Source organism: Shewanella sp. VB17 (assembly GCF_013248905.1).
Taxonomy (GTDB): domain Bacteria; phylum Pseudomonadota; class Gammaproteobacteria; order Enterobacterales; family Shewanellaceae; genus Shewanella.
This window is the reverse complement of record NZ_JABRVS010000001.1, coordinates 1,850,705-1,875,160: the sequence shown is the minus strand read 5'-3', so window position 1 is coordinate 1,875,160 and position 24,456 is coordinate 1,850,705. Positions and strand designations below refer to the sequence as shown.

21 protein-coding genes and 1 pseudogene are annotated in these 24,456 nt (G+C 40.6%); 7 read left to right on the top strand and 15 right to left on the bottom strand.

The genetic code is table 11. The features are described 5' to 3' along the window. Positions 1-6 precede the first annotated feature (6 nt). The 9 genes from bamA to rpsB form a co-directional block, all read right to left on the bottom strand. Positions 7-2,490: an outer membrane protein assembly factor BamA gene (gene bamA / locus HQQ94_RS07930; RefSeq protein ID WP_173293909.1), complete on the bottom strand. Its 2,484-nt coding sequence runs from the start codon at positions 2,488-2,490 to the stop codon at positions 7-9. A 31-nt stretch (positions 2,491-2,521) separates the two neighbouring features. Then, positions 2,522-3,907, bottom strand: a complete 1,386-nt coding sequence (gene rseP, locus HQQ94_RS07925) for a sigma E protease regulator RseP (protein ID WP_173293908.1) — start codon at positions 3,905-3,907, stop codon at positions 2,522-2,524. Between the two features lie 19 nt (positions 3,908-3,926). After that, positions 3,927-5,114 (bottom strand): 1-deoxy-D-xylulose-5-phosphate reductoisomerase, encoded by a 1,188-nt coding sequence (gene ispC, locus HQQ94_RS07920; RefSeq protein ID WP_173293907.1) that lies wholly within the window; start codon positions 5,112-5,114, stop codon positions 3,927-3,929. A 4-nt stretch (positions 5,115-5,118) separates the two neighbouring features. Continuing rightward, positions 5,119-5,976, bottom strand: a complete 858-nt coding sequence (locus HQQ94_RS07915) for a phosphatidate cytidylyltransferase (RefSeq protein WP_173293906.1) — start codon at positions 5,974-5,976, stop codon at positions 5,119-5,121. Positions 5,977-5,994: 18 nt separating this feature from the next. Then, the gene (gene uppS / locus HQQ94_RS07910) at positions 5,995-6,789 is read right to left on the bottom strand and encodes a polyprenyl diphosphate synthase (protein ID WP_173293905.1); all 795 of its coding nucleotides are present in this window, start codon (positions 6,787-6,789) and stop codon (positions 5,995-5,997) included. 80 nt (positions 6,790-6,869) lie between these two features. Next, complete coding sequence (gene frr, locus HQQ94_RS07905; protein ID WP_173293904.1) at positions 6,870-7,427, bottom strand: ribosome recycling factor; 558 nt, start codon at positions 7,425-7,427, stop codon at positions 6,870-6,872. A 122-nt stretch (positions 7,428-7,549) separates the two neighbouring features. Beyond that, the gene (pyrH, locus tag HQQ94_RS07900) at positions 7,550-8,299 is read right to left on the bottom strand and encodes a UMP kinase (RefSeq protein WP_173293903.1); all 750 of its coding nucleotides are present in this window, start codon (positions 8,297-8,299) and stop codon (positions 7,550-7,552) included. An 88-nt stretch (positions 8,300-8,387) separates the two neighbouring features. Beyond that, positions 8,388-9,236: a translation elongation factor Ts gene (tsf, locus tag HQQ94_RS07895; protein ID WP_173293902.1), complete on the bottom strand. Its 849-nt coding sequence runs from the start codon at positions 9,234-9,236 to the stop codon at positions 8,388-8,390. Between the two features lie 110 nt (positions 9,237-9,346). Further along, on the bottom strand, positions 9,347-10,075 hold the full coding sequence (rpsB, locus tag HQQ94_RS07890; protein ID WP_173293901.1) for a 30S ribosomal protein S2: 729 nt from the start codon (positions 10,073-10,075) through the stop codon (positions 9,347-9,349). 330 nt (positions 10,076-10,405) lie between these two features. Between rpsB and map the strand changes: the two genes are divergently transcribed. The 4 genes from map to HQQ94_RS07870 all read left to right on the top strand — a co-directional run bounded on the left by map (position 10,406) and on the right by HQQ94_RS07870 (position 15,413). Further along, complete coding sequence (gene map / locus HQQ94_RS07885; RefSeq protein ID WP_173293900.1) at positions 10,406-11,203, top strand: type I methionyl aminopeptidase; 798 nt, start codon at positions 10,406-10,408, stop codon at positions 11,201-11,203. 87 nt (positions 11,204-11,290) lie between these two features. Beyond that, positions 11,291-13,864, top strand: a complete 2,574-nt coding sequence (gene glnD / locus HQQ94_RS07880; protein WP_173293899.1) for a bifunctional uridylyltransferase/uridylyl-removing protein GlnD — start codon at positions 11,291-11,293, stop codon at positions 13,862-13,864. Positions 13,865-14,042: 178 nt separating this feature from the next. Beyond that, complete coding sequence (dapD, locus tag HQQ94_RS07875; protein ID WP_173293898.1) at positions 14,043-14,867, top strand: 2,3,4,5-tetrahydropyridine-2,6-dicarboxylate N-succinyltransferase; 825 nt, start codon at positions 14,043-14,045, stop codon at positions 14,865-14,867. A 201-nt stretch (positions 14,868-15,068) separates the two neighbouring features. Then, entirely contained in the window at positions 15,069-15,413 is a 345-nt protein-coding gene (locus HQQ94_RS07870; protein ID WP_173293897.1) for a DUF3718 domain-containing protein, read from the top strand. Positions 15,414-15,481: 68 nt separating this feature from the next. On the opposite strand, the gene HQQ94_RS07865 is transcribed toward HQQ94_RS07870, so the two are convergent. Then, complete coding sequence (locus tag HQQ94_RS07865; protein ID WP_173293896.1) at positions 15,482-15,934, bottom strand: flavodoxin; 453 nt, start codon at positions 15,932-15,934, stop codon at positions 15,482-15,484. Positions 15,935-16,038: 104 nt separating this feature from the next. On the opposite strand from HQQ94_RS07865, the gene HQQ94_RS07860 reads away from it, so the two are divergent. Further along, positions 16,039-16,221 carry a hypothetical protein gene (locus HQQ94_RS07860; protein WP_173293895.1) on the top strand — a complete coding sequence of 61 codons (183 nt, stop codon included), beginning with the start codon at positions 16,039-16,041 and terminating at the stop codon, positions 16,219-16,221. Between the two features lie 41 nt (positions 16,222-16,262). On the opposite strand, the gene truC is transcribed toward HQQ94_RS07860, so the two are convergent. After that, positions 16,263-17,108, bottom strand: a complete 846-nt coding sequence (gene truC / locus HQQ94_RS07855) for a tRNA pseudouridine(65) synthase TruC (protein WP_173293894.1) — start codon at positions 17,106-17,108, stop codon at positions 16,263-16,265. After that, positions 17,077-17,394 (bottom strand): YqcC family protein, encoded by a 318-nt coding sequence (locus HQQ94_RS07850; protein WP_173293893.1) that lies wholly within the window; start codon positions 17,392-17,394, stop codon positions 17,077-17,079. The genes truC and HQQ94_RS07850 overlap by 32 nt, the downstream gene beginning before the upstream one ends. Positions 17,395-17,534: 140 nt before the next feature. Between HQQ94_RS07850 and HQQ94_RS07845 the strand changes: the two genes are divergently transcribed. Both HQQ94_RS07845 and HQQ94_RS07840 read left to right on the top strand, forming a co-directional pair. Beyond that, entirely contained in the window at positions 17,535-18,551 is a 1,017-nt protein-coding gene (locus tag HQQ94_RS07845; RefSeq protein WP_173293892.1) for a DUF3549 family protein, read from the top strand. Beyond that, a pseudogene (locus HQQ94_RS07840) lies at positions 18,545-18,956 on the top strand (DUF3301 domain-containing protein). The gene HQQ94_RS07845 and the pseudogene HQQ94_RS07840 overlap by 7 nt, the downstream one beginning before the upstream one ends. A gap of 935 nt (positions 18,957-19,891) precedes the next feature. On the opposite strand, the gene HQQ94_RS07835 reads toward HQQ94_RS07840, so the two are convergent. From HQQ94_RS07835 to leuA, 3 genes are all read right to left on the bottom strand, one after another. Further along, complete coding sequence (locus HQQ94_RS07835) at positions 19,892-21,499, bottom strand: serine protease (protein WP_173293891.1); 1,608 nt, start codon at positions 21,497-21,499, stop codon at positions 19,892-19,894. 436 nt (positions 21,500-21,935) lie between these two features. Further along, the gene (gene sodC, locus HQQ94_RS07830; protein WP_173293890.1) at positions 21,936-22,460 is read right to left on the bottom strand and encodes a superoxide dismutase family protein; all 525 of its coding nucleotides are present in this window, start codon (positions 22,458-22,460) and stop codon (positions 21,936-21,938) included. A gap of 119 nt (positions 22,461-22,579) precedes the next feature. After that, complete coding sequence (gene leuA, locus HQQ94_RS07825) at positions 22,580-24,313, bottom strand: 2-isopropylmalate synthase (protein WP_173293889.1); 1,734 nt, start codon at positions 24,311-24,313, stop codon at positions 22,580-22,582. Positions 24,314-24,456: the final 143 nt, after the last annotated feature.

Here is a 24,456-nt window from a genome sequence, read left to right as displayed (position 1 = left end):
TTATATTTAGAACGTTTTACCAAAATTGAATGAAAATATTTCAGTTTCATCGTCTTCATATTCTTTCAGTGGTAATGCTAGACTAAACACCATAGGTCCCATAGGGGATATCCATTGTACACTCATCCCCCATGACGCACGGATCCGGCCAGGATCTGAATAATCTTCAAGTTTATCAAATTCACTCGCCGGCAGATAACGGTACGAGTCATAATCAAATTCTGTATCCCACACATTACCTGCATCAATAAACACACTGGTGCGCACTGAATTTGTGTACGCCTCATCTAAGAAAGGCGTAGGGACAATAATTTCAACGCTAGCAGTGGCGATAGCATTACCACCAATAGAGCGGCCATCACTGACCTCTACAGAATTAGGATCACCGGGTAGGTAACAACCATCCCCAGAACCATTAGGCGAACAAGGCTCACCGCCCCGATACAAATAGAAGGAACGAGGCCCAACTGAATTAGACTTAAAACCGCGTAATGAAGTGCTACCACCTGAATAATAATTTTCCCAGAAAGGTAAAATTTGATCATTATCTTCAAATTGACCATATCCATTACCATAACCAAAACGCGCCTTCGTTAACAAGACAAAACTATGGCTAGTATTGAGAGGAAAATAAAAGTTAGTATCTAAATCAGCTTTAAAGTATTGAAGATCTGAACCTGGTACCGTTACCTTGGTACTCAAACGTTGAGATGAGCCTGATGTTGGAAAACTGCCTCTATTTAAAGTACGACGTGACCAGCCAAAGCTCGCTTCAAAGTTGTTAAAAGATAATGCCGCATTAGGATCATCACTATCGCGATAAATATCATAGAAACGCTTTGCCTGCTCATAAGCTGAAATTTCAGAAATTTCGTTATGACGGAAACCTAGGCCACCGTTAAGGTTATTAGATTCATTAATGGGAAAGCCTGAAGTAGCAGCAATACCGTATGAGCTGTTTTTATAAGCTTCTAAATTCGCTTCATCAGCATCAAATTCGCTCCAGTAGATACTGCCACCTAAACTGATGGCATCTTTAGTAAAATAAGGATCAGTTAAGGATAAATTAACATTTTTGGAATAATCGTTGGTGCTTAAGTTTATGCCAGCTTGATTACCCGTCCCCAAGAAATTGCTTTGCTGCACTCCAAATGTCAAGCTCAACCCAGATTCTGTACCATAACCGACACCGGCGTTAAAAGAACCTGAAGGTTGCTCTTTTACATTAAAGGCAATATCGACAAGATCGTCAGTACCAGGCACTTGGACTGTTTCAGTATCAACAGTTTCGAAATACCCTAACCGATTTAAACGTCCTTTTGAGTGCTCGACTTGCGCTGAATTAAGCCAAGCACCTTCCATTTGGCGAAGCTCACGGCGCATGACTTCATCTTTAGTAATTTGATTGCCTGTGAAGTTTATGCTGCGGACATAAACACGTTTACCGGGTTTGATATTAATATTGAGGTTGACCTCTTTAGTCTCATCATCAATTTCAGGAAACGTTTTCACTTCAGGATAAGCGTAACCAAATCGACCTAGATACTTACCATACATATCTTCGGCAAAGGTCACATCTGCACCATTATAGGTATCACCAGCTTTAACCGGAAGCATGGCTTGCATCTGCTCCTCTCGTCCCATCAAATCACCAGTAAGCTGAACATCTTTGACCTTATACTGCTCACCTTCATCGACATTAATGGTGATATAAAGGCCTTTACGATCAGGTGTCATCGTAACTTGAGTCGAGGTCACTTTAAAGCGGATATATCCACGGTTATGATAAAACGATTTAACCGTTTCTAAATCTGCTTGTAGCTTCTGTTTTTGATAACGACGTTCACCAAACAAATCCCACCAAGCAACAAAATCTTTAAGTTCTAGCTGGCCTATTAATTCTGCATCAGTGAAAACGTCATTGCCAACGACATTAATCTGCTTAATTTCTGCGGCTAAGCCTTCGGTAAAGTTGAATTTAAGTTCAACACGATTACGGGGTAAATTAATGATTTGAGCTTCAACTTTAGCGCCGTACTTTCCAACACCATAATAGAAATCTTGTAAGCTCTTTTCAATACCTGATAGCATGGTTCGATCGAGTGATTCACCCACTTTCACCCCCGAACCATCTAAGCTCTCTTGCAACTGCTCATCTTTAATATCTTTGTTGCCTTCGAAGGTCACAGTACTGATTGTCGGTCTTTCTTTGACCATGACCACCAATACACCACCATCACGACTAACTTCAATATGTTCAAAATTAGTTGAGGCATACAAGCTTTTTATCGCTTGTTGAAGCTTAAGTTCATCAACCGTATCCCCCACCTTGACTGGTATTGTCAGTAAGGCGGCACCAAGGGCTACACGTTGTAGACCTTGCACTTGAATATCTGTGACTTCAAAAGGCTGGAATGTGTCTGCCCAACCGTTCCCTGATAAAGACGCACCGACTAATACCATCGAGGCAAAAAGTTTATTCAATCTCATAGAGCACTTCTAATTATGTGTGTGTCCTTGCTCAGAGTCGGGAGAAATCATTGAAAAGCGCAATGCTCATCAACATTAGCAGCATCGCTGCCCCAAATCTGAATCCTATTTCCTGAACCTTTTCTGGTACAGGGCTGCCTTTGATCACTTCTATGAAGTAATATAACAGGTGTCCTCCATCAAGCACTGGCAAAGGTAGCAAATTCATAATACCTAAGTTAACGCTGATTAATGCGAGGAAACCTAAAAAGTAAACCAATCCAAATTCAGCACTATTGCCTGCACCTTGTGCAATGGATATTGGGCCACTTAAATTTTTCACCGAAACATCTCCGGTGAGTAACTTACCGATCATCTTAAAGCTGACATCGACAAGTTGCCATGTTTTATCTGTTGCGACGACAAATGATTCAATAAAACCATATTCTAACTGCAATTTCATCTTGTCTGGCCAAGCAGCTTGAGTTGGAGCAATGCCAATCACACCTTCTACATTTCCTTCGCCATTTTTTATTTCATGCGGAGTGACAATAAACGTCAGCAATTCACTGGCTCTTTGTACCGTTATCTCTAGAGGTACATTAGCCGATGACTTTATCACCTCTACAAACGCCTTCCATCCTACATAAGGTTGTCCATGCGTTGCAATGAGTTTATCACCCACTTTGATACCGGCAGCAGCAGCAGCCCCATCAGCAGTAACAAGACTTAATACTGGCGTAATTTCAGGCCTGTAACTTATCAAACCCAATGAGGTTGCCGGGAATTCTTTTTCAGGATCAAATTGCCAGTTCTCAGTATTTAATGTGTACTGCTTAACATAATTGGGTATCGTTGAATCATTAACCTCAATCATGCTGCTCACAGGAGTCAGTGACAATTCAACCTTAGGATCGCCGATATGCCCCACTAAAGCATAAGTGACATCCTCCCAATTACTCACTGACTTTCCACCTACTGAGGTGATTAGCATGGGCTCTTTCACGTCAATTTGTGCAGCAGGTGTGCCTAAAATAGTGCCACTAATGACAGGTTTGACCGATGGAACACCGATCATGTACATAAAATACAAAACAATAATCGCAAAAATAAAATTCGCTAACGGACCTGCTGCGACAATAGCAATTCGCTGCCAAACACTTTTTCGATTAAAAGCATGATCTTTTAAGGATTCGGGTACCTCATCGACACGCTCATCCAACATCTTAACGTAGCCACCCAGTGGGATCAGAGCAAGTACATATTCAGTTCCATCCTGACCAACTTTGCGCCAAATCGCTTTGCCGAAACCGATAGAAAAACGTTCGACCTTAACACCACAACGTCTGGCAACCCAAAAATGGCCATATTCGTGTACGGTTATCAATATACCCAATGCAATGATGAAGGAACCTAAGTTCCATAAAAAATCAGTCATTCCCTTCCTCTACGCTCCGTTAAATTTTGCTTACCCATTCTGAAGCATAGACACGAGTCTGTACATCCAATGCTAAAATATCATCAATACTGTTTAGGTTTAGTTTTTCAACTTGACTTAAACAAATTTCATTTACTTTTGCGATATCGGTAAAGTTAATTTCATTATTCAAAAATGCAGCCACTGAGATCTCGTTTGCTGCATTTAACACTGTGGCAGCTTCCTGCCCTTGTTCACAGGCTTCTATCGCCAATGATAAACAGGGAAATCGTGTAAAGTCAGGTTCTAAGAAACTTAACTGTCCGACTTTGAAAAAATCTAAAGGTTCAACTCCAGAGTAAGTTCTTTGTGGGTAAGACAGGCAATGTGCTATAGGAGTGCGCATATCAGGACACCCCAATTGGGCAAGCACTGAGCCGTCTCGGTACTGAACCATAGAATGTATAACGCTTTGAGGATGGATCACGACTTTTAGCTGCTCAGCCGAAGCATTAAATAGCCAACGCGCCTCAATATATTCAAGTCCCTTATTCATCATACTCGCGGAATCAACCGATATCTTGCGACCCATAGTCCAATTGGGATGCTGACAGGCTTGTGCTGGAGTCATTTGTGCTAACGAATTGAGATCTGATGTCAAAAATGGCCCACCCGATCCAGTTAACAATATGTGAGAAACCCCAGCTTGATCTAATTCACACACACCAATATTTTGCTGTACCGATTCTGGTAATGCTTGAAATATAGCATTATGCTCACTGTCAACAGGCAAGACTTGAGCACCCGATCTGCGCATCTCTTCAATAAAGAGTCTCCCTGACATCACTAAAGACTCTTTATTGGCTAATAGCACTCGTTTACCAGCTTTAACAGCCGCCAAAGTCGGCACTAACCCAGCCGCTCCCACAATCGCAGCCATGACAGTATCGACACAGCTTGCTGTCACCAAACTATTAAGCTGATCTTCACCTGTCGTCACTTCAATATGTAACTTATTATCTAAACGAGCCTGTAAAGATAGCGCCGCTTGCGTATCAACCATATGAACGACGTTAGGCTTATACCGTTCACACAAAACAAGCATTTTATCAACGTTAGTGTTGGCCACTAGCGCATAAACTGAATATGCCTCAGGGTTAACACTGATCACACTGAGAGTACTTGTCCCGATTGAACCTGTTGCGCCTAAAATAACCATTTTCTGCATAACGTTACATCCAGAATACGATATAGATTAATGTAAATACTGGCAGTGCTGCAGTTAAGCTATCGATACGATCTAACACTCCACCATGGCCAGGTAAAGCTTTACCAGAATCTTTAATTTGTGCAACCCGTTTAAACATGCTCTCTGATAGATCACCAACAGCAGAAACCAAAGCAATAAAAAGAGTCACGCAAACGACCAATCCTAGTTCCTGTTGGGGTGAGACTTGCATGATCCCAAAGGCGACAACCATACTCATCACCAATCCCCCAGCTAACCCTTCTAAGGTTTTAGCAGGGCTAACATTAGGCATTAACTTAGTACGTCCAAGTGCCTTACCTGCAAAATAAGCACCACTATCAGTTGCCCATACCACTAACATGACTAAAAAAACTAATGAGCCACCATAATAAGGATCTGATCCACTGCTCAATCCTTTCAATGCCACCAAAGCGGTAAAGCATGGAATAAGCGTCAACTGACCAAACATTGATTTGAACATATGACTTTTTTGCCATAACTTGGCACTTTTAGGGAATGAAATCACTAATAAAAAAGAAAAAAACCACCACATAGTGCCAATTAAGATAATCGATAAATAGACAGGGTGAAGCTTTTCTTTAAACCAAAGTTCGTCACTTGGCACAAACACATTAAGCGCGACCAATAAGATGCCAATAGTGATAGTGAAGCTCCATTGTGTCATCTGGCAACTTTTATCAATTATCTGTCCCCACTCTTTTGCCGCTATTAGAAATACACCAATAAGAATCCATGAAAAAAATTCAGTAGAGAGCCCAAAAATAGCCCCAAAAACTAAGGGTATTAACCAAATTGCCGTTATTATTCGTTGTTTTAGCAAAACTGTCCCTTCTAAAAATTATGTCGTTTTTTTCAGCGACTCTATTTGACACCCCGTCAAACCAAATCGACGTTGTCGTGAAGCAAAAGTCGCCACTGCTTGCTTAAATGCACATTCATCAAAATCAGGCCACAGTGTATCGGTAAACACCAGTTCTGCATAAGCTGCTTGCCAGAGAATAAAGTTACTAATTCGATAATCCCCCCCCGTACGGATCATTAAATCAACTTCAGGTTGATTTTGCATGCTTAAATGCGCATTTAAAGCCTGTTCAGTGAACTGACTGCTGTTCATTTCACCACTTTCGACTTTTTTAGCCAATATTTGAGCGGCCTGCATAATATCCCAACGACCACCATAGTTCGCAGCGATATTGAGGGTCATACTGCTATTATCAATCGTTTTGGCTTCAGCAGCAGCGATCTGTTTTTGCAGTCGCTGAGAAAAACGACTCACATCGCCAATGATATTCAGTCTCACACCATTTTTATGCAGCAGTTTTATTTCTCGTTGAAGCACGGTAAAAAACAGCTCCATCAAAAGAGTCACTTCTTTATCGGGCCGACGCCAATTTTCACTCGAAAAAGCAAAGAGTGTTAATGAGCCAATCCCCATTTCTCTGGCCGTGCTTACCGCACGTCTCACCATTTTAACGCCTGCTTTATGCCCCATGACCCTAGGTTTCCCTTGCGCCTGGGCCCAACGACCATTGCCATCCATAATAATAGCAACATGCTTTGGAGTAGAAAGCTTAACAAGCTCAGCCAATGCCTCAGCTGAAAGCTCTGAACCTGATTGGGAATCGATCGACATCTATTAGAACCTTTTAAATAGACAAACGCCGCGTATTATACCTCTACACGGCGCATTAACTCTAGTGTCTTAGTCAGAGATTAGACTTCCATCAATTCGGCTTCTTTTGCTGCTAATATTTCGTCAATCAGTTTTATATGAGCATCAGTAAATTTCTGCACTTCATCTTCACTACGGCGAACATCATCTTCGGTACATTCTTTATCTTTTTCTAATCCTTTAACATCTGAATTAGCGTCACGACGTACATTACGAACAGCAATACGGCCATTTTCCGCTTCTGCACGTACAACCTTAATTAAATCCTTACGGCGTTGCTCTGTCAACGCTGGAAGAGGCACTCTGATCGTTGCACCGGCTGACATTGGGTTTAAACCAAGATCTGAACTCATGATCGCTTTTTCAACAGCGGGGATCATTGTGGTGTCGAATACTGAAATAGCCAGTGTACGAGAATCTTCAATTGAGACATTACCCACCTGCTTTAATGGCGTTAAAGAACCGTAGTAAGGCACTTTAATCGAATCTAACAAACTCGGATGTGCACGGCCTGTACGAACCTTAGCCATTTGAGTCTTAGTTGCTTCAACACATTTTTCCATGCGTTCCTTAGCATCTTTTTTAATTTCGTTTATCACGTCAATTATCCTTATGGGTCTCTGAATGCTTGTTTCTTTTCAATTAAAAAAAGAGATGATTAAAAATCCATCACTCGTTTAGCTGACTTTACCACGCTTAGTTAATGCACAAACCAACTAAGTTACTCGCTGACAGTGGATTTATTTTTAGCTTTGATCATCGTTCCTTCCTGCTCGCCCATAATCACGCGACGTAGAGCACCAGGCTTGTTCATATTAAATACCAGTAACGGCATATCGTGATCTCTGGCCATTGTAAATGCAGCAAGATCCATTACTTTTAATTCTTTTTCAAGTATCTCATCGTAACCCATTTCATCGTACTTTACAGCATCTGGGTTTTTAACTGGATCATCTGAGTAAACGCCGTCTACTTTTGTTCCTTTCAATACAACTTCAGCTTCAATTTCAATGCCACGTAAACACGCTGCGGAATCCGTCGTACAAAAAGGATTACCTGTTCCAGCGGCAAAAATAACCACACGGCCCGTTTTGAGCAAGCTAATCGCTTCGGCCCAATTGTAATCATCACAGACACCTTTAAGTGGGATAGCTGACATTAATCTTGCATTTACATAAGCACGATGCAAAGCATCTCGCATTGCCAAACCATTCATTACCGTTGCTAGCATGCCCATGTGATCGCCTACAACGCGATTCATACCTGCGTTTGCAAGTCCTTCACCACGGAATAAATTACCACCACCGATAACCACACCGACTTGAATACCAAGCTCAACCAACTCTTTTATTTCCTGAGCCATACGATCCAACACTTTAGGGTCAATACCAAAGCCTTCTTCTCCCATTAAGGCTTCGCCACTCAATTTTAGAAGAATACGTCGAAATGCAGGTTTAGGGTTTGTGCTCATTATTATTGTCCTGGTTTATGCCGATGGGTAAGTTGATACAATAAGACCGCAGCGATTGCTACGGTCCTAGGAGGCTTAAATAAGGGGATTAAGCCTTAGTAGCAGCAAGCGTTGCAGCAACTTCAGCTGCAAAATCTTCAGATTTCTTTACGATGCCTTCACCCACTTCTAAACGAATGAAGTTTGATACAGTCGCACCCTTCTCTTTTAGAATAGCGCCAACTGTTTTCTTAGGTTCCATGATAAAAGCTTGACCAGTAAGTGCAATTTCACCGGTGAATTTTTTCATACGACCAACAACCATTTTCTCAGCGATCTCCGCTGGCTTACCTTCGTTCATAGCGATATCGATTTGAACGGCTTTCTCTTTTTCAACAACATCAGCTGGCACGTCTTCAGGATTGACGTAATCAGGCTTAGAAGCAGCAACGTGCATAGCGATGTGCTTTAACGTTTCTTGATCTGCATCACCAGCAACGACAACACCAATGCGATCACCGTGACGATAAGAAGCAACATTTTCACCATCGATGTATACAACACGACGTACGTTGATGTTTTCACCAATTTTAGTCACTAATGCAACACGTGTCTCTTCAAACTGTGCTTGTAAGTCTTCGATTGTCACTTTAGTTGCAGCTGCAACTTCTAATACAGAATTAGCAAATGCAAGGAAGTTTGAATCTTTTGCCACGAAATCAGTTTGACAATTGACTTCTAACAGCGCAGAAAAACCTTCACCACTTTTAATCAGTATTGCACCTTCAGCAGCAATATTACCCGCTTTTTTAGCGGCCTTAGCAGCACCACTTTTACGCATATTTTCAATCGCAAGTTCAATGTCACCAGCGGTTTCTGTCAATGCTTTTTTACAATCCATCATGCCAGCGCCAGTGCGCTCACGAAGTTCTTTAACCTGGGCAGCAGTAATTGCCATTGTTAAATCCTCTATCAATAATTCTTCAAATAGGAAAACAGGGGCCTTAGCCCCTGCTCGCCAATCAACTAGCTTAAGCTAATAATGAGAGATGAAAATCATCAATCCTATTACTCAGCTTCAACAAAACCGTCTTGTTCTGCTTGTACAGCAAGATCTTGGCCACGGCCAGCTTTAGCAGCTGCAGCAACTGAACCTGTGTATAAACGGATAGAACGCATTGCATCATCGTTACCTGGAACGATGTAGTTGATACCATCTGGTGAAGAGTTAGTATCAACAACTGCGACAACTGGGATGCCCAAGTTATTCGCTTCTTTAATCGCAATATGCTCATGATCAGCACCAATAACGAAAATAACGTCTGGTAATCCGCCCATGTTCTTGATGCCACCAAGAGATTTTTCTAACTTATCAAGCTCACGAGTACGCATCAGCGCTTCTTTCTTAGTAAGCTTGTCAAAAGTGCCATCAACAGACTGACTCTCAAGATCTTTAAGACGTTTGATTGATTGACGAACTGTTTTCCAGTTAGTCAACATGCCGCCTAACCAGCGGTGATCGACGTAATACTGATCACAAGAGATAGCAGATTCTTTGATAGCTTCGCTTGCAGCACGCTTAGTACCAACGAAAAGAACTTTACCTTTCTTTGATGCAACATTGCTAATGAAAGCAAGTGCTTCATTGAACATAGGCACAGTGTGCTCTAGGTTAATGATGTGAACACCGTTACGAGCACCAAAAATGAATGGCTTCATTTTTGGATTCCAGTAACGAGTCTGGTGACCGAAGTGAACACCGGCTTGTAGCATATCGCGCATTGAAACTGTTGTCATTTTAATACCTTAAATAGTTTAGGGGTTAGACCTCCACGTATCCCATATCCCCGACCTTTGCAGGCACCCCGGAGAATGTGTCGACACGTGTGTGATTTAGTGTTTACGAACTTAGCCATGTATAATGGCCGCTATACTTTAATCCCCACCTCTCAGCAGCTGCTAAAATCGCTAATACAGAATATTAGAGCCGTCTTGGCATTTGCGATAAAGAGATGTTAGAGTCAAACATAACGGCGCGCTTTATATCATATTCTGATTGCAAACACAAATTTTTGCTGTAAATTGCACGTTGAATTCGTCATCACATGAGACCCGAGAGATAGCATAATGAGTATAGTAATAAAGACTGCTGAAGAAATTGAAAAAATGCGAGCCGCTGGGGAATTAGCCGCTAAAGTATTAGAAATGATAGCCCCTTTTGTAAAGGTAGGCGTGACGACGAATGAACTCAATGATATCTGTGCGGCATTTACAGAAGAAAATGGCGCGATCTCAGCCCCTCTCAATTATCATGGTTTTCCAAAATCGATTTGCACGTCAATCAACGAGGTCATTTGTCATGGGATCCCTAATGACAAACCGCTTAAGGATGGAGATATTGCCAATCTAGATATTACTGTGATCTTAGATGGTTTCCATGGTGATACATCAAAAATGTTCCTTATAGGAGACGTTAGCCCAAAAGATATGCGTCTATGCCGTGTCGCTCAAGAAAGCCTTTATGCCAGTATTCGTAAGGTCCGTCCTGGTATGAAATTAGGTGAAATTGGCACCATTGTAGAAAAATTTATTAAAACCAAAAAAACGGGCCTTGAAAAATACAGTATCGTTAAAGATTATTGTGGACATGGGATCGGTGCTGGTTTCCATGAAGAACCTCAGGTTATGCACTACAAAAATAGTGATAAAACCGTGTTACGCCCAGGCATGTGTTTTACCATAGAGCCTATGATTAACGCAGGACGCCACACCTGTATTTTAGATAAAGATGATAACTGGACGGTCACCACCTCTGACGGTAAAAAATCAGCTCAATGGGAGCATACCTTACTAGTGACTAAAACTGGGGTCGAAATATTAACCCTTCGTGGTGAAGAGGACTTCCCAAGAATTATTAATCATTAATTTCAGTTACGTCATTGCTATTACTGATTTACCCAACAAGATATTGTTGATGTAAATCGGTAATACTTAGCTTGCTCAAGGGACTCGATGACCACTTCACCCGCACTACTGGCCAAGACTGCATTACTTGAACAAAACAATGAACTACTTTCCCTATTTCGTCTCAAAGGCGACATCAAGCAGTTAGTGGCTCTACGATGCCAATTTGTCGATTGTTTATTGCAGCAACAATGGCGCGAACAAGCGCTTGATAGCTACCCCATCGCACTCATTGCCGTCGGTGGATATGGCAGAGCAGAACTGCACCCTCAATCAGACATAGACTTATTATTTCTGATTGACACCCAGTTAACCCCTTGTGAAGAAAAAGCACTAAGTGGCTATATCGCTTTTTTATGGGACGCCGGTCTTGAAGTCGGCCATAGTGTTCGCAGTATCGAAGAAACATTAACACTGGGAAGATGTGACGTAACCATCGCCACAAACTTAATTGAGTCCAGACTATTATCAGGTCCTCAATCCCTATACCAAACGCTCTATTCAAGTATTAGAAATGATGAGTTCTGGCCACCGAGTCAATTTTATATCGCCAAACGTGATGAACAACTGGCACGCCATGCAAAAGCCAATGCCTTCGATCTCGAACCCAACCTTAAGACATGCCCTGGCGGTTTAAGAGATATTCACACTGTGGCCTGGGTTGCTATGCGCTATTTCGATGCATCCAAAACAGAAGATCTCGTCGGGCATGGTTTCTTAGAAACTGATGAGCTCGACGAATTACTTGAATGCCAGTCATTTCTCTGGGAGCTTAGATTCGCGCTGCATATAATTTCCGGCAGAGATGAAAATCGCTTACTGTTTGATCTCCAGCGTCAGGTAGCCGATTTGCTCGGTTATGAAGACGCTACGGAGCTTGGCGTAGAGCAAATGATGAAACGTTACTATCGTACAGTTCGACGTGTAATGGAACTCAATCAAATGCTGCTTCAGCTTTTTAAGCGTGCCACCCTTGGCGATACTAAAGCACTAAAAATAAAGGTGATTAATCAACATTATCAATTACGTGGCCTCTTTCTAGAAAGCTTAACTGAACATTTGTTTGATGATCCAATGGAAATATTAAACGTATTTCTTCATGCTGCTAAAAACCCAAATATTCAAGGCATTTATGCCCCCACCCTCAGAAGCTTACGAAAAGCGAGACGTTCACAAACAGAAGCTTTAATGAATAAGGCTTCCTGCCGTGCCATTTTCTCTGAAATATTGCGGCATCCCAGGGGCATAGCGTCACTTTCTTTGATGCACAGGCATGGAGTATTATCAGCCTACCTGCCAGCTTGGCGAGAAATTGAAGGCCAAATGCAGTTCGATCTTTTCCATGCCTATACAGTTGATGAGCACACACATCGGTTATTACAAAATATTGACCGATTCTCACAACCAGAGCAAAAACAGGAATTCCCCTTAGGCTCTGTACTCATCAATCAATTACCTAAAAAAGGGCTATTGGTACTCGCTGCTATTTTTCATGACATAGGCAAAGGTCGCGGTGGGGATCACAGTAAATTGGGGGCTATCGATGCATTAGATTTTTGTAAGCTTCATGGGCTCAACGATCACGATGGTCGGCTGGTCAGTTGGCTCGTAGAAAATCACTTAGTGATGTCTGTTACCGCGCAAAGACGAGACATTTCCGATCCTGATGTTGTAGGAGAATTTGCCGATAAAGTCCGTGATGCTGTCCATTTAAGTTATCTTTACTGCCTCACTGTTGCAGATATTTGTGCCACGAACGAAAACACTTGGAATAGCTGGAAGAGTTCTCTATTGCGCGATCTCTATTTTTCCACCCAACGAGTGCTCGCTCGCGGAAAAGAAAAACCTGTGGATGTTCGTGCTAGAGTACGTGAACATCAAGCTAAAGCAAAGAAAGAGCTACTCAGACGCGGTGTTAAAGAAAAAAGCATCGATATTCTCTGGCAAAGATTTAAAGCTGATTATTTTTTACGCTACCAAGCAAGTCAAATTGCGTGGCATTGCGATGCCATCTTAAAACACCAACACGCAGAGCCTTTAGTGCTTATCTCAAAACACATCACTCGGGGAGGAACAGAACTTTTTATTTACGCACCCGATAAACCTAAATTGTTTGCAACTGTCATGGCTATTTTAGACAATAAAAACATCAATGTTCATGATGCCAGTGTCATGGCCTCTAAAGATGGCTATGTACTCGATTCCTTTGTTATTTTAGAGCAAGATGGCAGCTCTGTATCACAAATATCTCGCATTCAAGGCTTGCGAAAAACACTGATCAGAGCACTGAGTAGTGATACGGTTAAATTACCCAAATTTAAAAAAATATCACGACAAATGAAGCCCTTTAAAGTAAGAACTCAAGTCAGTTTTCTGCCTTCTCGACGTAGTAGCACCAGCATGATGGAATTGATTACTTTAGACAGTCCGGGATTATTAGCAAAAGTCGGTGAGACCTTATATCGATGTCACATCAGCTTGCTTGCAGCAAAAATAACAACGATTGGTGAACGAGCAGAAGATTTTTTTATGCTGCAAAATATCGAAGGTGATGCACTCGATCTTGAACAACAGGATCTCCTCCAACAAAGCCTAATAAAAGCACTGGACAAACAAACATAGATTAACTGAAAATAAGATCCGTTCATCTTATCCGAGTCAATAATCAAATAAGGGGCCATTCGCATCAATTATACTGGATCATTATTTTATTTTTTGCTCACCAAGATATTTTTATACCACTTAGGTATATAATCATTTTTTACTATAAATTCGTCAATGATATAATCAGGAGACATTCATGGAAGCTTTACGCCAACGCATAGAAGCTGCTTTCGAAATGCGGGCAGAGATCAGTCCAAATACTGTAGACACGAGTGTACGTGCAGATGTAGAGCAAGCAATTAGCCTACTGGACAGCGGCGAAGCTAGGGTTGCTGAAAAAATTAATGGCCAATGGCATGTTCACCAATGGTTAAAGAAAGCCGTATTACTTTCGTTTCGCATCTTCGATAATGCCGTTATCGATGGAGCGGAAACAAAATATTTCGATAAAGTCCCGATGAAATTTGCCGATTACGATGAAGCTCGCTTCAAAAAAGAAGCCATCAGAGTCGTCCCACCTGCTGCAGTTCGCAAAGGCTCATTTATCGGTAAAAATACCGTTTTAATGCCATCATACGTTAACCTTGGCGCCTATGTAGATGAAGGCGCGATGATCGACACATGGGCAACCGTTGGTTCATGTGCTCAAATTGGTAAAAATGTACATCTTTCAGGTGGAGTAGGGATTGGTGGTGTTTTAGAGCCACTACAGGCAGGGCCAACGATTATTGAAGATAACTGCTTTATCGGTGCACGTTCAGAAGTGGTTGAAGGTGTTATAGTAGAAGAAGGTAGCGTCATTTCGATGGGCGTATACCTCGGGCAAAGTACGCGTATTTTTGATCGCGAAACAGGTGAAATTCACTATGGACGAGTACCTGCAGGCTCTGTCGTCGTCTCGGGAACATTACCATCAAAATGTGGTACCTATAACCTCTACGCAGCCATTATTGTAAAAAAAGTCGACGCTAAAACACGTGGCAAAGTTGGCATTAACGAATTACTCAGAATTGTTGACTAATTTTTGCCAAGTGCATTATTAATTACTTGATAGATAAATAAAACCCGTATTTTGACGGGTTTTTTATTTAATCGACATAAGCAAAAGATCAAAACCATATTAACATTTTGATACATTTAAGCGTGATATTGATACAAGCTATTCTGCTAAAAACAACTTTACTTTGTAGTATCCATAATGAGAAAAAACGTGGCGCTACCTATGAAAAAACCACTCATCATTGCAACACTTATCTTCACTCCATTGGTCTTTAATACCTCAGAAGCAATGGATTCTGACATAGAAAAAGCACTGGTTAATGTGTGTAAAGCAGGTGCAAGTAACAGCATGCATAAATTGCATAATACAGTAAAACATTACCGTATTAATGAACGAAGAATCTACCCCCGCTTAGTCTGCAACGGTGAAACATTTCATCAATTTACCGTTAATCATGGTGCCGACAAAACAGCAAAATACATCAGTCGATATACCAAAGGGAATGTTAAGATTAAAGATATCGCTACGATCTACAGCTCTGATAAATTATTGGCAATCAACAATTAGGATTTAGCGTAAATAAAAGAGCTATACGGCTCTTTTATTTACGACCATCTCATCCAAAAAAATGGCATTTATCTTTCTATCTGTTGATTCCAAATTTCCAACCATACTTTAGCATCTGCTTCAGGCTCCATCGTTTCACAAGCGTCAATTTTTAACACTTCGCCTATACGCTGAGCCCCTAACTCTGTCAGTAACTCATCAAACTGTATACCTGCTCGACAAAAAGTATCGTAACTGGTGTCTCCTAGCCCTATTACACCGTATTTCAGATGTTGAAGATAAGGCCCCTTGGATTTAAGCATCTCAAACCAAGGAAGAATATCATCTGGCACATCACCTTGACCCGTTGTTGAGCACACGATTAACAGCACTTCATCTTGAGGGGGGATAAAATCTGTTAACTCATCACTTTGAAATAATTTAACTTCCCTACCTTTCGCTTGAATATCATCCCTTAAACTTTCTGCCACAAATTGGGCATTTCCATACACAGTTCCAAAAATCAGATTCACTTTTTTCATGGTATACATCGCTCAGATATTAATTTAGCTTTATAATTAAACAATACTTTATTGACAGCTTCATGCCAACTCACTTTACATGAAACTGCAAGGATATAAACTCAATGCGTCATTCTAGTCGACAGAAACATCTCAAACATTTACATCGAGCAGCGCACATCAGACGTATGTGTTACTTTAGAACCGTTAGATCTGATAATGCCAGTCATTCACAAGTTCAAGACCCACCATTAAACACACAAGATTTGAATATTGACCCTGAAGACGATAATAAAGTCACTAAATAACCTGAGCGACTCTATCTACACGTATGGTGTTAAATGCGCATTTATACAATCAATAATGACGGCTCTAAAGCCAATTCTTCATCATCCCAACCAAAAGCATCAAATAACTTAAACCACTCTGGTTCAAGTTCTGTCTCAACCGTCATTTTTATGCCTGTCCTTGGATGCCAAAAAGAAAGGCTTTTGGCGATTAGCCAAAGTCTGTTTATTGCGAAATGCTCTCTAAAAAAATGATTTTGTTTACCGTCTCCATGAGTTGTGTCGCCCACGATAGGATGCCTCAAATGTGCCATATGACGCCTTAATTGATGCTTGCGTCCAGTATGCGGAGAAAGCTTAACCATGGCATATCGGCTCGTTGAATATCGCCCAGATGAATAGGGGATCTCCGCATTGAGTAGAGGCTGATAACTGGTCACCGCATCTTGAGCAGCTTTGTTTGGATCAACATCTTTATCGCCATGATTATCAAGTTCAACTTTCAACGCGTAATCGAGAGTACCATCATCGTACATGTTCCCCCTCACAATCGCTAGGTAATATTTTTCAACTTTTTTAGCCGCAAATTGTTCACATAACACATTCGCCATTTCACTGCTTTTAGCAAATAATAATACCCCCGATGTTGGCCTATCTAAGCGGTGTACGGGAAACACATGACAACCCACTTTATCTCGTGTCATTTGCATAGCAAAGAAGCGTTCTCTACGCGCGAGGTATGAGCGGTGAACGAGTAAACCAGCAGGCTTATGAATAACAACAATATCATCATCTTCGAATAATATGTCTATTTCAAACGCTATCTCATGCTCATTTTCTGATAAATGGCTAATATTATCTGGCTCAACATTGTTATCATTGTTCACTGAGTAAATTATCCAAATCATATAAAATCATAATTAAAGCCTCTAGGTGGGGCTTAACATTCCACACATAATGAGCCATAGGAGCAATGGCGATATTTGATGGAAGTTCGCTATTTGATGTTATCAATGCATATATTTTGGGAATAAAAATAAACTGTAACCAATTCTCAAATGACATCACATCACAACTAAACGGTGATGTGCTAATCATTGCTTCTTGGGAAGGAGGCTCTTTTGACCACAAGCCATGAGCATTAAGTTCACTTTCTAACTGGCGTAGTTTTTTGATTACTTTACTATACAGCATGCCACTAAACCTTATTTTTATCTACTCGCTTACCACTTACATCAACGCATTATATTTAGCATGCAATAATATCATCTCAACGCACTTATCACTATAATAGCACCACTAAAAAGGCAAATCTTCAGTGTTATGGCAGGAAAATGACAGAAATAACGACCTTAACTCAATTCTTAACAACAGCAAATACTCAATTTCAGATCTATGACATGGGAAGAAGAGTCCAGCATATCGATATGCCAACCTTCCAAAAAATAGAAAATTTAACATCTGCTTACCCATACCCTATTCAAGGGCATGCACAATTTGCCATTGTTTTTTGGAATGCTAGTCAACAGCATTATATCTGGTTTCTAAAATTGCCATTAGATGAACGAGGCCTACTGTCGCCCGCACCAAGAACGCAATTTATTAGAATGATCATCGAAGCATTAGGTCGAGATCCTGCACAAGTGATTTCAGAAGAGCAGCAACAGAAATTGGCCAACCACCCTTTTTCTTTCAAGCCAATACCAGAAAAACTAGCCTTATTTAATGCACTAGTGAAAAAACGATTGGGTCAAAAAGCATCTCCTCAATATCAATTAGCCTATCAATATCTTTCCAAGCAAATGAGTGTTGAAAATTGGCAAAAAATTGGATTGCAAGGGATAGCAGATGTCTGCGTACGCCTTCATGAACCCAAACACCTCTCAATGATTATCAATAGTTTTGATTATGCAAGTCAAGAGGTACAAGTTGCGGTATGTCAGTGTCTCGAACATTTAACTATCGATAACCAACTTATCGATACTGTACTAAAGAAACTCATTACTGTAGATAACGAATTAAAACCTTATTTCCTGCGCGCTCTAGCTTCAGATGAAATAAGCTCTCAAATGGGAATATCTCACCTTGATGAGTTAGCGTTACTCGATACTAATGCATTAATCACCATTGCAGCACGAAATTGGACTGCATTAAAAAATCCCCAAATTCGAAGTATTTTCTTAGAAGCGCTTTCAAAGCAAGAACCACATTTATTTAATCAAATTTTTGCTGATATTGTCGCAATACCCTCATTAAGAACTTTACTACTATCTGAGCTTCGCAATCCACATAGGAGTGCAACGCTTTCTGCTGCTATAGGTGGATTATTTAAGGTGACAAAGGAATTATGACCGATTTATTATTTTTTATCGCTGTAATACTGATTGCTGCATTTTTTTGGCAGCTGCGCCAAATGGCAGAACTAAGTCGAATATTTGCCAATAAGGAATGCCAAAAACAAAAAGTGCAGCTGGTTGCTATTGCCATGGAGAAAGCTAGGCCATGTATTGGTGGTAGCAGTGGGCTTACCTGGAAAACAAAATATTTACTAGAGTTTAGCACCGATGGTATTAACCAATACCAAGCTCACATATTGATGCATGGCAAAAAAATACATCATATCCAATGGCCTATTTTTCCAGAACCTGAATGGTTTGATGCTCCTGAGGCTAAAGGTTCCGTGGGAGGAAGTTGTCATTCTCGAAAATAGCGATGACTTCGGTAAGTGTCACTCATCTAGATACTATCAATATTAAATAACATCCACAAAAAGAAAAAGCGCGTCTCCAATGGAATCGCGCTCCTTATTTCTTTTGTTAAGCAATCCTGCTATTTTTGTGCTCCCTGCACCGTCCATGCGTTTAACATGCTCCTTGCTTCATCCTTGATACTTCCCTTTTTCCTTGTAACAAACTCGCTAGCGAGTCAGTACTCATCCATGAACTTAGCCATCCATTGACTAAGCTAGCCCATCCATAAGCGTGTCCTAGCACATCCTTGTTATATCCTTATTACATCCCTTTTATTTCCATGTCTCTGTTTATAAATAAACAAATACTCTTCCATGATCTCAGTTAATCCATTTACTAAGCTAGCTCATCCATAAGCGTGTCCACATAAATCCTTTATTGCATCCTTGCTGCACTATCCTTGTATTACTGTCTTCCTGACAGTCAACATTCTATCCTAGATTGTTCAACTCTCCTTAGTCAGTATTACCACACCATCCTAGTGTGTCTCATCCTTGATAATTCCCTCTAGCGCTTATCCTTCAGCACTTTGCTCATCCCGAACAATGAATCCATTCATCAAAAGTATTTCCTTCTACGAGTTAAATTCTAGAGTAAATGTGAGTAAAAATGAGGGGCTGTAAAAAATCAATATTTAAAAAAGTAAGAGATATTCATCCAAACAAATACCAAAACACTGTTTATAAAGAAGAAAGTCTATGAGCATAGTCCTTATTCGTTACCTACTATTTCAGATCTCTCACAATCATGTGAGAGATCTCTTACATTTAGCCTAGCCGTTTAGGTTAACTAACATATGGACACGTCAGCGTTATCTTAAATAAAAAGAAAATGCCCAGTAAAATACTGGGGGTAACCTTTTTACTGACACGATCATTTTTCGCGATATAGCAAAAATAATGATTGTCAGCAACTACCAGCAAAAGCGTGTCCACACCTTACTAAGGCTCTTGCTGCTGGGTTGCCGTAGCTGTTAATGTCACACCATCATAGCTGGAGTAGCCATGAAGCATGATATAAACCTTACCTGAAGATTGAAGTACTATTTCACAACTTTCATTGCTTGTTGATTTATAAGGACGACAATCATAATCAACTCGGGTAGGGAGCCTATTTTTCGCCACATATAAATCAGCATCACCAGAGCTACCAGTCAGTTGAACGCTAATCGTAAGATTGTCCTCCTCTGTTGTCAGTACATACAGTACTTCACTGCTTCTTACATCACTCAGATCGACCACTGGAACACCTGATACTAATTGTTTTGCAATGGGATCTGGGTTATCACAACTGTCATTATCATCACCACAGGGAATATTATTATTAAAGAAATTGGCCACTTTAGGCCAAATTAAGTCAATTCTTACCCCTTGATTTTCACAACCACCAAAATGATGTAATGCGATCACACTATTACTGCTGCTAGCCAATACTGGTGATCCTGAAGATCCTCCTGTTGTGTCACAGTAATAACCAGTATCGGTATTAGTACCACGTCCTCCAGTCATTGCCGTGTCTATCTGACATAAACCACCCGCATTTTGATCGCTCTCTATCGAAAGTTCTTTAGGGTTGCCAGCACCATGCTGAGGAATAAAGATTTGTTCACCTTTTTCAGGTGTGCGAACATCAAGACCGAAGTAGCCAAATTGAGTAATATCAGCAAAATCATTAACAGTAAATAGACTGTAGTCTAAATTATAATCCGTATCTAGCAGCTGAGCCCCTGTCACCTTAACCACTTTATCCAGCACCCTACCATTACACTCAAGATATTGATAATTGAACCAAATTTCACTATTTTCAACTTCATTCTGCGTTGACATACAATGATTATTGGTAAACATATGATTACTGTCACCAACACGCCAAGCCGTACACAGACCACGTCCTCCCATCAACAAACGTGCTACCGGTCTACTGCGATCAAATTCATTAGAATAGTCTCCAGCCCAGCATTGCACGTCACGGCGTTCATTTACACCACAAGTAGACAATTTATCGACACTATCAGGAAACAGCTGACTTTCAGCGTTACTGGTTATCGGTGAAAAATCAGAGCCAGATGAATCATTCTCTTCATTACCAGCAAAAAAATGGTCGACTTTGATACCATGCTCAGAACGCCATGTATTCACATCTGGTAAGTGCAACGTAACAATTGCTGTATCTCCGAATATCGACATGCTAGAAAACTGATTAACACCATTTTCGCCTGCAGACTGACTAAACGTGCGTTTAGTACCTGTTTTATTATCATAACGGTATACTTCAGTTCCTGCCAAATTGGACACTGTGACCCATGCATTGTCAGGAATATTGAACTGACTAAAGTGAACCTTAATAAAATTAGCATCACTTTGATAGAGTGTTAAATGACGCTCATGTTGAGTAGATAGAAGGCCTATAAAGGGAGAAAGATTAAAATCTGTATTAACGACATTTGCAATAATTGGACTACTTGTATGGTGTTTATTGTCATCGGCGAATGATGACCCTGAGGCCAATAATGTGAAACCAAAAAGCAGACAGAGATTGTTGTTTTTCATGCAAAAACTCCTATTGTTACTTAAAGTTGATTTGAAGCACATCGAGCGCTTAGCTATTTCAACTAAGAAACATTTTATAGTCTTACTTTGCACGACTTACAAATTACACACTGAAAAACAACACTATTATCCACCATTAGTATGATACATTTGAGTTAATTTGACTGAGTATGCTATTTTCACCAAAACTAAAAATAAACAAGTCGATAATGATATTGACACATCTTATTGAGGAATATTAAATACCGCAGAAGTGCCAATAAATCTATTCAAGCTTGAACCATGCTAATCTAAGGGGTAAATCTTTTAATTTAAGTGGTTACGTTCTAAATTTTATATAGTAAACATAGTATTATAGCTAAGTGCGGGTAAAGTTGATTAAGTATCATACGACCTTACCTACACCTTTCATATTATCAATGCGCGTTAATCTAGGTTATTTTATCACGCCACAAGCCATTCTAGCACCACCGCCGCCAAGTGGTTCAGGATGGTCAGAGTGATTATCACTGCCAAAATGTACCATTAATGATAAACCTTGAACGTCTTTAACCTTCAAGCGTGGGCCAAGCACAGCTGTTTTGGCAATTCCTTCCTCATCAACAAACAAAGGAGGGAGATCACCTTGATGATTAGCAGTACTCCATGGCAAACCATGTTTACTCGTATTATCTGGATCATAATGGCCACCAGCAGCGCCGCCTAAAACGGTTTTCCCTTCTTTAGTTACAGCTGCACAACTGCCTGTCTGATGTACGTGAAAACCGTGCATTCCAGGTGTCAAACTAGTGAGATTAGGAGTCAATACAAGTCCAAAATCAGAATCTTTTAATCCAATAGTACCAATCTTACTATTACCGTTTGGACTCAAAAGCTCCATGTTAACAGTCATATTCTGAGCCAGAATACTGCTAGAAAACAACATCACAGCCACACAGAGCAATCCTACTAATGTTTTCATATCTCATATTCTCTTTTTATCAAGTAAATTTGAATACTAAAGCATAGATGATTAGCCCTTCTCATGCCCAACACGCTCATAAATTACATTCAATCACCTAACCTGTCATTAGCCACTGACTAAGCCAAGTTGATGGTGCTTGCCATGATATGATGACTCTTACTTAACGCGTTTAATACTGCCTGCATCGATGCAGTGACAATATCTTCACATTGAGCTGCGCCACAATAACGCGTGCCTTTAATACTAAGTTGCACATAGGCTATGGCCTCTACTTGTTCGTTTTTCGCTCCCATTTTTCGGGGTAATGCATGTTCGCTATAATCAATTAGGACAATATCGCTTGCAATGACTTCACTTAATCCTTTAACAAAGGCCCCTAATAAGCCTTTGCCTTCTCCACGAATCGCAACGATGCCATCAATACCCAATACCTCAGCGTGTAATTTATCAATATTACCTTCACGACTCAGTTGATAACTGTTTATCTTAGTATTTTGTAGTGGACTTAAATAGGTTTTCGAAAATATATCGTAAAGCAGCTGAGATGACACTTCACCTTCACTATCTTCTGCAAACGTTTGAACATACGGACTGAAATCGACTTGCATCCAACGTGGCATTTCGATGCCGTAATCTTGTTCAAGCACGTACGCAACGCCCCCTTTACCTGATTGACTATTAATTCGTATCACTTGTTGATATGTACGCCCTAAATCACGAGGATCTATGGGTAAATAAGCCACTTGCCAATGTGCATCAGGATCCGTTTTACGCTGCTCAATATCTATAGTCATGCATTTATTAATCGCATCTTGATGGCTCCCCGAAAATGCAGCAAAGACCAGCTCTCCAGCATACGCATGACGTGGATGTACAGCTAATTGCGTGCACGACTCTACAGTCGTAATGATACGATCCATGTCTGAAAAATTTAACTTTGGATCAATACCTTGGCTATAAATATTCATTGCCATGGTCACAATATCCATATTACCAGTACGCTCACCATTACCTAATAAAGTGCCTTCGATACGATCTGCACCAGCAAGCACTCCTAATTCAGCAGCAGCGACACCACAACCTCGATCATTATGTGTATGCAAACAAATGGTGACTGATTGACGATGGCTAATATTGTCACAAACCCATTCTATTTGATCCGCATAAACATTAGGAGTTGATACCTCAACAGTGGCGGGTAAATTAATAATCACTTTCTTTTCAGGCGTGGGTTGCCAAATATCAATCACTGCATCGCACACCTCTACCGCGTAATCCATTTCTGTACCGGTAAAACTCTCTGGTGAATATTGAAAAGACCAATTCGTTTCAGGCTGCTGTATAGAGAAGTCACGGACCCATTTGGCACCCTGTATAGCAATCGCCTTAATTTCATCACGCGATTTTCTAAACACTTGCTCCCGCTGAACTTTAGAAGTCGAATTATACAAATGAACAATCGCATTTTTTGCACCTTTTAAGGCCTCAAAACTGCGTGCAATTAGCGGCTCACGTGCCTGGGTTAATACTTGAATGGTTACGTCATCTGGAACTAAATTTTGCTCAATTAACTGGCGTACAAAGTCAAAATCAGGGGCCGAAGCTGCTGGAAAACCTACTTCAATTTCTTTAAAACCGACATCGACTAATAGTTTAAACATTTCCAGCTTTTGATTGGGGCTCATAGGCTCAATTAATGCTTGATTTCCATCACGTAAGTCTACACTACACCACTGCGGTGCTACCCGAATAGTTTGATTAGGCCAGCGCCTATCTACTTTCTGTATTGGCGTAAAAGCGCGGTATTTTTTATGGTTAAAACTTAAGTGATGATTGATATGATTAGACACTATTCATTATCCTTGTAATTGGGGGAGTCAGCAGTAATGAGAAAAATGAATTGGCGAGTTGGCGCACCTTTAGTAAGGCGTATCACCCTTTATTTCCAATTAGAAACTTTGCTCAGATTCCATGGTATAACTATAAATAATTT